We start from the raw sequence: 10,792 nt of genomic DNA on the forward strand, positions 1-10,792 counted from the left end.
TTTATTTATAGAATACGAGGAGCTATTTATATGATTTTTGAAATTATTGGGATGATTATTATTGCTTACCTCTTAGGTTCAATCCCAACTGGCCTCTGGATCGGTAAGTATATTTATCATAAAGATATTCGCAAGTTAGGTAGCGGTAATATCGGAACAACAAATACCTTTCGAACATTGGGATTTAAGGCGGGCGTTGTTGTTTTGGTTATCGATATTCTAAAGGGAACACTCGCTGCCAGTCAGCCATACTTTTTAGGGATATCTGGAACCGTTAACCCCCTATTGATCGGACTCTTTGCTAGTCTTGGTCACACTGTATCAATATTCGATAATTTTCATGGCGGGAAAGCAGTGGCAACTAGCGCGGGGATTCTCTTAGCTTATAACCCCCTCCTCTTTGTTGTTGCCTGTTTGATTTTTATCTTTGTCTTATGCTTGACAAGTATGGTTAGTACCGCCAGTATGGTAGGGATTAGTGCAATTTTCATTATTGCCCTCTTCATTCATGCTTGGATTTTAGCAATCGTGGCAGGAATATTAACAGGAGTGGTCTTTTACCGCCACCTATCAAACATTCACCGAATTTTATCAGGAAAAGAATCAATGGTAAGTTTTGGCCTTGGCTATTATTTACGAGAAAAGAAGCTAAATAAATAGGAGACTGGAAATGGAAAGTTTCACAGTCTCCTATTTTTTTCGTTAAAATGGCTTAATACTAAAATGATAATTATCTGTTTCATTTGGTGCTAGACGGTGCATCCCTTGCTTATGGAGGAGGAGCCCATCAGCCTTGACATTATCTGCTATTCCCCACCATGGTTCCACACATACAAATGGAGCTGTACTTGGATATTGCGACCAAACTCCCACGTATTCTGTATTAAAAGTATCAACTACGACCCCGTGATTAGCAACAGTATCCGTTAATTTGGCTGTAAAATGGCCGCCATCTGTTTTAAAAATAATAGCATCCTTATTAAAAAGATCATGATTAAGTGATAATGAATCCTGCATATTAATCAATTGTGGATGAGCTGAATCGTTATAGGCGCCATCTAAAACGATCCGTGAATATTCTGTTGCCGGTTTAACGCTTAATTCTGTTTGTTCAAAACTCCCAGTACTAGTTAACGGCATATTAAAACCAGGATGTGCTCCAATGGCATAGATTAAGGGTTCATCTCCGCTCGGGTTCTTCACCACATAGCTAATTTCAACTTTATCAATAACTAATTCAAATTTTACCTGAAGACTAAATGAAAAAGGGAATGCTTTCTTAGTTTCACTATCATCATGCTGTTCCATCACAACCATCGATGGTGTTTGCTCAATAACTTGGAATTTTCGATCACGTGCAAAACCATGTTGTGTTTGATGATAAGTTTGGTTGCCATATTGATATTGATCATCTTTTAAGCGGCCAACGAACGGAAAGAGGATTGGTGCTTGGCGATTCCATGAAGCGGGGTCCCCCTGCCATAAGTATTCGATTCCGTTATCCTGCCGTTTAATACTATGTAGTTGAGCACCTAATTCATCAATTTTTACGGTTAATTGTTGGTTTTGTAAAGTAATCATTGTTATCGATCCCTTCAATTGATAATCGTTTAACATTAAGTATATAAAAAAGGTTCCAAACGGACAATAGCAGATTTGGGAAACCTTTTCAATAAATATTTAAGTAAAATTCAGTAAAAAAAGTGTAATATTTTCACTTCTGAACTTCTTCTTGGTAATCTCCATTTGGACAGACAACCTGTTTGCCACCCTTGACTTTCTTTTCAACGAGGAAGTGCCCATCCTTAGGACAATTACGTCCAATTGGTTTATCCCATGAAACAAAATCACAATCTGGGTAACGAGAACAGCCATAGAAGGTTCGGTTCTTCTTTGATTTTCGTTCAACAACCGTTCCTTGCCCACACTTTGGACATGTAATTCCGGTATCTTTTACAATCGCCTTGGTGTTCCGACAATTTGGGAAGCGAGAACATGCATAGAACTTACCATAACGACCCATTTTAATAACCATAGGGGCTCCACAAATTTCACAATCTGTGCCAGCAAGCTCATCTTTCATCTCAATCTTATCAACTTCTTCTTCAGCTGCATCAACTTCTTTTGAGAATGGCTGATAGAATTTATCAACAACATTAATCCAGTTCTGCTTGCCCTCTTCAATCTCATCAAGGTTTCCTTCAATATCGGCAGTAAATTGGACATTGACAATATCAGGGAATTGCTTTTCGATAATTCGGTTAACAATTTCACCTAGTTCAGTTGGCTCAAAGTGGCGTGATACAAGGCGAACATAGTACCGTCGTTGAATCGTATCAAGGGTTGGTGCATAGGTTGATGGCCGACCGACGCCATTTTCTTCCAAAGTTTTAATAAGAGCCGCTTCTGTATAACGAGCAGGCGGCTGGGTAAAGTGCTGGGCTGGATCGTCCTTTATCATTTTTACCTTGTCACCTTCAGTTAATTCTGGCAACAAGTTATCTTTTTCGGTTCCCCGCTTATATACTTTTGTAAACCCAGGGAACTTAACTTTTGATCCATTTGCACGGAAGTCAACACCATTTTGCTGAAGGTTAACGCTCATCGTATCAATTACTTCTGCAGTCATTTGACTAGCTACAAACCGCGACCAAATCAAATTATAAAGTTTATATTGGTCAGGAGTTAAATATTGCTTCATTTTAGCTGGTGTCCGATAGACTGAAGTTGGCCGAATAGCTTCGTGAGCATCTTGTGCCCCTTCAGGTAATTTTCCCTTAACCGGCTTTATTGCCGCATATTCCGCTCCATAGTTTTCATGAATATAGTTAGATGCTTCATGCTTAGCAATTGACGCCACCCGAGTCGAGTCCGTCCGCATATAGGTAATTAACCCAACCGGTGCTCCTTCTTTAATGTCGATCCCTTCATATAACATTTGTGCTGCCATCATTGTCTTTCGTGTTCGGAAGTTCAAACGACGGTTAGCATCCTGTTGCATGGTCGAGGTCGTATATGGTGGCTGTGGTTGCCGACGACGTTCTTTTTTAGTCACCTTAGTAACATCGAAATCTTTCTTTTTATCAATCTTAGAAAGAATTGACTGAACGTCATCACTATTCTTCAAGGAAACCTTCTTACCATTTTCACCGTAAAAACTAGCCTTGAATTCTTCTTTGCCCTTCTTGAAATCGGCATCAATTGTCCAGTATTCCTCTGGTTTAAAGTTTTTAATTTCATTTTCACGTTGAATAATCAGATAAAGGGCAACTGATTGAACACGACCAGCACTTAAGCCCTTTTTGACTTTCTTCCATAAAATTGGGCTAATTGAATATCCAACTAAGCGATCTAATACCCGTCGTGCCTGTTGGGCATCCACGAGATCCATATTAATTTCTCGGGGTTCCTTAAAAGCTTCTTTAACAGCATCCTTAGTAATTTCATTAAAGGTAACCCGGTTCTTTTGATCATCGTCAAGCTTTAAAATATTTGAAATGTGCCAGGCAATTGCTTCCCCTTCACGGTCCGGGTCAGATGCGAGATATACGGCTTTCGCATTTTTAGCGTCCTTCCGTAGTTCCTTAATAACATCACCCTTCCCCCGAATTGAAATGTAATCAGGGGTGTAGTCATTTTCAATATCTACCCCCATCCGGCTTTTTGGTAAGTCCCGAATATGGCCTAAACTAGCCACAACCTTATAGGACCGGCCTAAAAATTTACCGATTGTTTTTGCCTTTGATGGTGACTCCACGATCACCAGATTTTTTTTAATTTTTGAACGGCGACGAGTTGTCTTTTTCGCCGTTGATTTGGTTGTTTTGGTTGCCATTCTGGTGGGCTCCTAACATTTTTAATATTTCATTCAATAATATTATTAATCCATTTGACTACCATCTGTCAAATATAATCTCTAACTGAACAAAATATTTTAATCAACTTCTCATCAGAAATCAAGCCCTTGAATCGTACAACCGAAACTCATCTAGCAGATCTTGGGCGCTGAGAATTGGTTTCGCGCCAGCTGCAATTAAGCTGTTACATCCTACTGATAAGGGAGCATCAATCCTTCCAGGAATAGCGCAGACAGACCGATTTTCATCTAAGCCGATATTAGCCGTGATAATACTACCACTATTAAAACACCCCGTAATATCAACGATTACGGGGTGTTTATTTATGCATGTGTCTCATTTGTGTCTCAACGCTCTGACTTCATCTATTTTCTAAATTGGTAGAATCGCAAGGCAATACTTAATTAAATTATACCACGAAGACCGTCGAGCCGGTCGTATTGAATCTATGTAATACATGAAAGGATGATCAATATGACAAATTAATAACTATTAAACTACTCAACAACTAATATTTATTTGAGTTTATCATCGTCTAACGGTAAACAACTTGTATACGTAACATGTGACGACGATGAATTACGTTAATGCTCAGATTGCCGCTCAGACGACACGAAAAATAGTTTGACGTATACTCCCCATCGTTTAAATTCGTCTCATAGCTAAATTAAGACCGTCAAGACGGTCTACTTGATCTTATATTAAAGAAAGGATGATGAACAATGAGTGATGAAGAATTAAACAACTTAAAATTTTATGATTACAAATCGGAAATGGTGGATGAATTGGAGGCCATACTCAAAGATTCAGATATTACTTTCAACGGCAAAAATCGAGGTGAAGCTTACGAAGACTTGCAAGATCTAGCATTTGATCGTGATATCACAGGAAACAGAACCGGTAGCTATTGGTGTAATGAGCTGAAAGCAGAAAGAGCGCTGCTTGGAAATTTTGATCTAGTACAAGATGCACTTGACGATTTCAGCATGGAGTCAATCGACTCACCAGAGTTATTTTCAGGCGAGCATTTAGACGTATTAGTCCGTGAACATCTCTTACCTTCTGTTATAGACGATGTACTGGACAAGCACAACGTCGCTCCATTTTAATATAAGAAAGGATTGAACACATTATGCAAAATCAAACAGAAAAACTACAAGGAATCCAACGTTACTATCAACGTACACGTCAGGGTGAGTACGGTAATAATTACTACATTGAGCCACGCGAAACTTGCCCTCTCTACGTACTTAACAGTGATGATCGTTTTGTTGTTGTCACCTTTGATCGTGACGATAACTATGTTGTTGTCGATAATAAACGATACTATCTCAACAAATACAACTCCATTAAAGCAACAGACAAAATTCAGCAACGTGTTGCCGTCGTGGACTTAGACGAGTTGCAGAAGTCGAAAGGCTACCCATACTCTGATAAGTTTTCACATCGTTACACGTCAGTATTCGAATCGTTCGACGAATTGAAACATCTAGCAATGTCACAGTATGAACGCAACGGCATTCCTTACGTCAAACAATTAGCCCAATACAACGAGAATACCGCCACATGTTCTTACGTGTATGAGCCAAGTTTTGCCAACGCAACCGACCCAGTCACAGCAGCGTAACCAACACGATATTAACCCGAAAAATCGGGTTTTCTTTTAGCTTGTTAGTTCTATTTGTTGGTCGATTAGACGTCGACGTTTCACCAATGTAGGCAAATTACAAAAGAGCATAAGAGAATTTGCCAAGTGTAGATATATACACAAAATAGAACCCGCATTATTTGCGGGTTTTTATTTCGTATAAAATTATAGTAAATGTCCCAATATGGACTATATATTAGCATACTTGACAAAATTCAGCATGTTTCCAAAATGCGGTTCAAATCATGGAAGAACGCAATCTCTCACTGTGTAATACTTAACGCCTAAATTGGCAATTTGACCTTTCCAACGAAATTTTCACTTTTTGGCCCACCAATTGTTCGAGGACCGGACTTAAAACGAATTGTCATCAAAACGTGACAATACAACCAAACGAAAGAGCCTCGATCCGCAAACAGGACGAGTCCCAGTATGAAAATTGACTGAAACTACATGATAATCAGTCGTTGTCTTTATTGTTATACATCTTAAAAAGCACCTTTAAAATATCTTGGTCTGTTGCATCTTTATTAAGACCATATGCTTGTAAAATCAGCTTGTCATTTTTACGGTGTGCGTCACGTAAGTCGCTCGGCATCAATAGCTCTTTGTACATGTCTGCCAACGATAATGACGGATGATTAGCACGAGCATTGAGAATACCTTCAGCGCTTTTCTCTAACTTTTCTTTTAATTCATTTGTTAGTTTTGGCATCGGAAAATTATAATATACGGATGATGAATACCTGTAGTCGCTCTTCAACCTTCCGGCCACTGTTTTCATCCAAGCGACGTGCAATGATGATTCTAATATAGCAAAATCTTCAAGTGTTGCATCATAAACAATTGTTGTAGCATCCCCGGCGATTGTTTTAGGATCCATAAAGCCAATTGGTATATATTCTCTGTTTTCAGATGAGTGCCGTGGAATTACTAAATACTCTGTATCTGGCTGCCTGTTTTGTGCAAACAACCAAGGAGTTTCAGCTGCTTTTTTAATCCGTGACGCACTACTTGATAGTCGCTTTTCTTTAATATGTTGAAACCGATCTTTCATATGGTCAGCTTTAATTATCTTCGGCAACTCGTCACCAACATCAGCAAACCAAAGGCAATACCTAGTCCTTTCATTTAAGTCATGCAAAAACTCATGAGCTCCTATAAATGGACGAATATATTTGCTCAAAATTGGATATTCCTTTGACATGGTTTTGGCTTCTTCTGGTGATAAGAATAGTTGCCCGTCATCAGTTGCAGGACTTCCAGTTGTCATTTTACTTTTGTCTTTAGGCCTTTTTGGTCTTGAGCTTATCCAAATATCTTCTTCAGGTACTAAATATGGGTTGATGTGATCACATTTAGTTAACTTGCCACCGTCATATAGTTCTTTAATATTGTTTATTTTGTGAAACGAATATCCGACGATTACGCAATGAACAGCTGCCTTATTTTTAGCTTCGTTTGTCCAGATAAAGGTTCGTCTAGCAAATTGAATTTCAACTCCAGCGTTAATCATGTCTTTCCAAAATGTTGGAACACATTCACCTTGGCAAATTGAATTTGTTGATACAAAAGCACATTTGACAGATGAGTTCTTATAATCACTAACATAATCTAATGATTTCTTATACCAGCAAATGACATAGTCCTGTTTAGTTTCACGACTACCTTTTCCAAAAATATCTATCATATCTTGTTTTTGCTCGTTGCTCCGATACGATTGTCCGACAAACGGAGGATTGCCCATAATATAATTAACATCATATGGTTCAACAATCTCGGACCAATCCATTCTCAAAGCATTTCCTTCAAAAATTGAGTCGTTGCTATCCAATGGTAAGAAGTCGTCACGACTATATATAATGTTTTGAGACTCTGCCCACATTTGACTTTCAGCAATCCACATTGCTGTTCTAGCAACACTTACGGCAAAATCATTAATTTCAATACCATAAAAATTTTGAATCTTAATCTTTACTTTTATATCTGCATCAAGATTTAATGTGGAATTACTACCGACAATAATTTTAAGACATTGATTTTCTAAGTTTCGCAAAGACAAATATGTTTCTGTCAAAAAGTTTCCAGATCCACAAGCTGGATCCAAAAATTTTAGTTTTGACAATTTCTCTTGGAATTGACGTGCTTTTTCAACACGATCACTAACAACAGATATATCACGAATCTTTTCAAATTCTTTATTCAGATCATTTAAAAATAATGGATCAATTACTTTATGTATATTTTCAACACTTGTGTAATGCATCCCACCTTCACGGCGTGTCTCTGGATTCAACGTACTTTCAAACACTGCTCCAAAGATTGTCGGCGAGATGCTTGACCAATTAAAACCTCGTCCTGCATCTTCGACAATTAAACGTTGTAACTCATCTGTAAATTGAGGAATAACAACTGATTCGTCACTAAACATACCACCGTTGACATACTTAAACTGCTTGAATTCTTCACTTAAGAATTCATCTCTATCGTCTTCTGGCGTATTGAGTACACGAAACAGTTCTATAAGTCCTTGACGTATGTCCTGAGCTTCTCTTCGTTCTAAGAAATGTTGAAAAATATCATTGCTTCCAAGAATTCCTGTGTCATCAGCATATAGAAGAAATACTAATCTGACAATCAGCATATTAAGACTTTTCTGTATTCTTTCGTCATTCAAATCGGCGTGCAAACTGTAAGCCTTTGACAATTCGTTATAAATTTTAGCGACAAGGTCACCAGCTGCAACTGATAACTTCTTTTCATCAATAATCTGTTGTGCCGTTTGATCAACCATAAAATCAAACGACTTATATTTTGTTGTCAAGTCTTTAAGCATTATCACAGTTGGATCAGATAAAGGATTGTTCATATCATGGATATCTATTTCGTTGAAATTAGAAATAATGATCCATCTTGGTTTTTCCTCTTGAGGCAAATATTCAGAATATCTCCATGCTTGCTTAAATGGTGTTAGTTTAATTCCTCCCGATTGAGTAATTTCTTCAGTTAGGTCTTTATTACTACCTTTCATTTCCCACATAACTTTTGTGGCTGGAATGTATCCGTCAATTCTTTTAGTCGTTTTCTTTCTGTTATCTTCAACACGTACATCTTTTTCATATTCTATGTATTTTGTTGGTTGGTCTACTCCGCAAACACGACGCAAAAAGTCGTCAATAAATGGTTGTCGATTAGCGTCTTCTTTGATAAAACCATATCCTGATTCCTTACCTTTGTTAGTCCACTCATCAACAAACTCTTTTATTATTTGTTTACGTGTTTTATGTGTTGTGTTTCTGGTCGTTTTAGTTCCATAGAAACGGCTAGTGCTGCTTTTTGCCATGTAATATCATCCCTGAAATTGAGTTTTCTTATTATTTTATCACATGGGAATATAAACAAATAAAGACGAATTAGCTAAATAGCTAATCCGCCGCGATTAATTATGATCTGCTACTGTTTTGTGTATGAAATTAGACCGGTGACTTTATCTTCACGACGTAACCAATCATGATTATTCATCTCCAACTCAATCAGATCTTTAATGTCGTTATGGTCATCACTAAGGCGGTTTACTAAAAAGAATTGACAAGCTAACACTCCTTTTTGATCAGTGGGATGGTCAACAATCAGATGATCAAGTGTAAACGTCTTTCCGTCATAATAATCATCATCCAAATACTGATCTAAAGTACTCAAGCAGTCGCGGTATACAACACTCCGGAGTTCTTTTTGTCGTTCTGTTAATTGTTGTGTTGTCGTCATTATTATCACCCTTTCATTGCTTACATGCTAATTATAAATCGTAATTTTGTGATGATTTTATTGTGTCATTTGAGTTGACGTTCATGTGTGGTGTATCTTCTCTATTTCAAAATAAAATCAAACAAAAAAGCAAGTCAAACATAAATTTTGGCTTGCTTATATTATTATTTGTTGAAAACTACACGCTGGCTATCGTTTTGGGCTTTAGTTAATAAGTAAGTGTCATCACCAGTGCTATATCCAATATAAGTACTGTTGTAAATCTTTTGGTGTACTTTATCACTAAGTTCAGTGTCATCATCAAAGACATGTGGTTTGAACACATTTTTCGTTACTACTTTGTAATAAGACTTATCGAATGCGCTTCGTAATTCTGGATACGATCCAGTTTCGTGTGATGCAGCTTTTGCCTTAAACAATTTTTGCTTTTGTGAATCACTTAGATTAAATACATTATTGTCCATTGTCCCAGCATCATTAAATTCATCGATAGCCTTGTAGTTCATTTTCTGACTGATAACCTTATTTCCAGAATTATCTGTCGTGTTCTTGAAAGTTAAAGTTTGCCACTTTGGTGCTAAATATTTAACGCTCTTCATGTTTTCCAGTAGTGCATTAAAACGATTATTTCGAATGTAGGAATACGTCTCATGACGATCACTAAAATTGTTTTCTTGTTCGTGTTCATCAGGACTTGCGTTTTCAACCATTTCATACTCGGTGGCCTTGTTAATAACTGGACTTGACTTTTCGTCAGCTGATTGATGCAGTTTAATCTTACCGATTCTATCAGATTCTGAATTATATTGATCGATAGGAATCAGTTTATTATATGTGTATGTTTCATTTGTTGTATCTGGTGATTTTTGTGTAGCAGTACCTTCCATTACTAGCCACGCTCCATTATTGAGATCGCCCTTCAAGTCATCGTCGCCCATCAAATCATCTTGAAGTCCTATTTGATCTTTGTGATCACGAAGGGCACGAACTTCATCAGCTGATTTGTCAAAATATTTCTTATCTTGTTTCTTTCCCAAACTGATTAAGTCAGAATTGCTCATCTTAGAAGCTTTACCTAACGTAATATCATCATCAAATACTTGATATTGAATGAATTTTCCATTTTTAGCAACATCAATATAATCAACCGTTGCGTCTTTTTGTAGTCCGCCTTCAGTTCCTAGCCAAACCCTTGTTCCCTTCGACATTAAATTGACCGTCTTTGGAGCAGTCAGACCACCATTCTTATAAATATGGTGACCAATTCCGAATATCAACAATATAACTATTACAATTATTCCGATTATGGAATATTGTTTCTTCTTATTTTTCATGATTGTCCTCCCTATCAATAATCATTAATATTGTATCATCAATTCATAAAAATGGAATAATCGAGTAGGAGATAATTGATTAGTTCAATTATCGACCTCTCGTACCACCGTATGTACGGTTCCGTATACGGCGGTTCGACAACTTAATCACATTGAATTGACTGGAGCATCTTGGACATATTCATAAG

General features: G+C 37.3%; 8 protein-coding genes and 1 pseudogene. 3 read left to right on the top strand and 6 right to left on the bottom strand.

The features are described 5' to 3' along the window. Nucleotides 1-30 precede the first annotated feature (30 nt). Nucleotides 31-660: a glycerol-3-phosphate 1-O-acyltransferase PlsY gene (gene plsY, locus AACL61_RS04760; protein ID WP_339111046.1), complete on the top strand. Its 630-nt coding sequence runs from the start codon at nucleotides 31-33 to the stop codon at nucleotides 658-660. 42 nt (nucleotides 661-702) lie between these two features. On the opposite strand, the gene AACL61_RS04765 is transcribed toward plsY, so the two are convergent. The 3 genes and pseudogenes from AACL61_RS04765 to AACL61_RS04775 all read right to left on the bottom strand — a co-directional run. Beyond that, entirely contained in the window at nucleotides 703-1,581 is an 879-nt protein-coding gene (locus AACL61_RS04765; protein ID WP_457801931.1) for an aldose 1-epimerase family protein, read from the bottom strand. Between the two features lie 133 nt (nucleotides 1,582-1,714). Continuing rightward, entirely contained in the window at nucleotides 1,715-3,835 is a 2,121-nt protein-coding gene (gene topA, locus AACL61_RS04770; RefSeq protein ID WP_339111048.1) for a type I DNA topoisomerase, read from the bottom strand. Between the two features lie 121 nt (nucleotides 3,836-3,956). After that, a pseudogene (locus tag AACL61_RS04775) lies at nucleotides 3,957-4,142 on the bottom strand (DNA-processing protein DprA); the annotation flags it as partial. A gap of 437 nt (nucleotides 4,143-4,579) precedes the next feature. Between AACL61_RS04775 and AACL61_RS04780 the strand changes: the two are divergent. Then, nucleotides 4,580-4,966 carry a hypothetical protein gene (locus AACL61_RS04780; RefSeq protein WP_339111049.1) on the top strand — a complete coding sequence of 129 codons (387 nt, stop codon included), beginning with the start codon at nucleotides 4,580-4,582 and terminating at the stop codon, nucleotides 4,964-4,966. Between the two features lie 23 nt (nucleotides 4,967-4,989). Next, nucleotides 4,990-5,484: a hypothetical protein gene (locus tag AACL61_RS04785; protein WP_034983384.1), complete on the top strand. Its 495-nt coding sequence runs from the start codon at nucleotides 4,990-4,992 to the stop codon at nucleotides 5,482-5,484. A 481-nt stretch (nucleotides 5,485-5,965) separates the two neighbouring features. Here AACL61_RS04785 and AACL61_RS04790 read toward each other — a convergent pair whose 3' ends face one another. The 3 genes from AACL61_RS04790 to AACL61_RS04800 all read right to left on the bottom strand — a co-directional run bounded on the left by AACL61_RS04790 (nucleotide 5,966) and on the right by AACL61_RS04800 (nucleotide 10,604). Beyond that, nucleotides 5,966-8,848, bottom strand: a complete 2,883-nt coding sequence (locus AACL61_RS04790; protein ID WP_086141274.1) for a DNA methyltransferase — start codon at nucleotides 8,846-8,848, stop codon at nucleotides 5,966-5,968. 110 nt (nucleotides 8,849-8,958) lie between these two features. Further along, nucleotides 8,959-9,270 (bottom strand): hypothetical protein, encoded by a 312-nt coding sequence (locus AACL61_RS04795; RefSeq protein ID WP_152703129.1) that lies wholly within the window; start codon nucleotides 9,268-9,270, stop codon nucleotides 8,959-8,961. 164 nt (nucleotides 9,271-9,434) lie between these two features. After that, on the bottom strand, nucleotides 9,435-10,604 hold the full coding sequence (locus tag AACL61_RS04800) for a hypothetical protein (protein WP_339111050.1): 1,170 nt from the start codon (nucleotides 10,602-10,604) through the stop codon (nucleotides 9,435-9,437). Between the last annotated feature and the right edge of the window lie 188 nt (nucleotides 10,605-10,792).

Source organism: Limosilactobacillus reuteri subsp. porcinus (genome assembly GCF_036621895.1).
Taxonomy (GTDB): domain Bacteria; phylum Bacillota; class Bacilli; order Lactobacillales; family Lactobacillaceae; genus Limosilactobacillus; species Limosilactobacillus reuteri_J.

Coding starts and splice junctions, on each gene's coding strand:
- plsY (WP_339111046.1), top strand. CDS start 31: ATGATTTTTGAAATTATTGGGATGATTATTATTGCTTACCTCTTAGGT.
- AACL61_RS04765 (WP_457801931.1), bottom strand. CDS start 1,581: ATGATTACTTTACAAAACCAACAATTAACCGTAAAAATTGATGAATTA.
- topA (WP_339111048.1), bottom strand. CDS start 3,835: ATGGCAACCAAAACAACCAAATCAACGGCGAAAAAGACAACTCGTCGC.
- AACL61_RS04780 (WP_339111049.1), top strand. CDS start 4,580: ATGAGTGATGAAGAATTAAACAACTTAAAATTTTATGATTACAAATCG.
- AACL61_RS04785 (WP_034983384.1), top strand. CDS start 4,990: ATGCAAAATCAAACAGAAAAACTACAAGGAATCCAACGTTACTATCAA.
- AACL61_RS04790 (WP_086141274.1), bottom strand. CDS start 8,848: ATGGCAAAAAGCAGCACTAGCCGTTTCTATGGAACTAAAACGACCAGA.
- AACL61_RS04795 (WP_152703129.1), bottom strand. CDS start 9,270: ATGACGACAACACAACAATTAACAGAACGACAAAAAGAACTCCGGAGT.
- AACL61_RS04800 (WP_339111050.1), bottom strand. CDS start 10,604: ATGAAAAATAAGAAGAAACAATATTCCATAATCGGAATAATTGTAATA.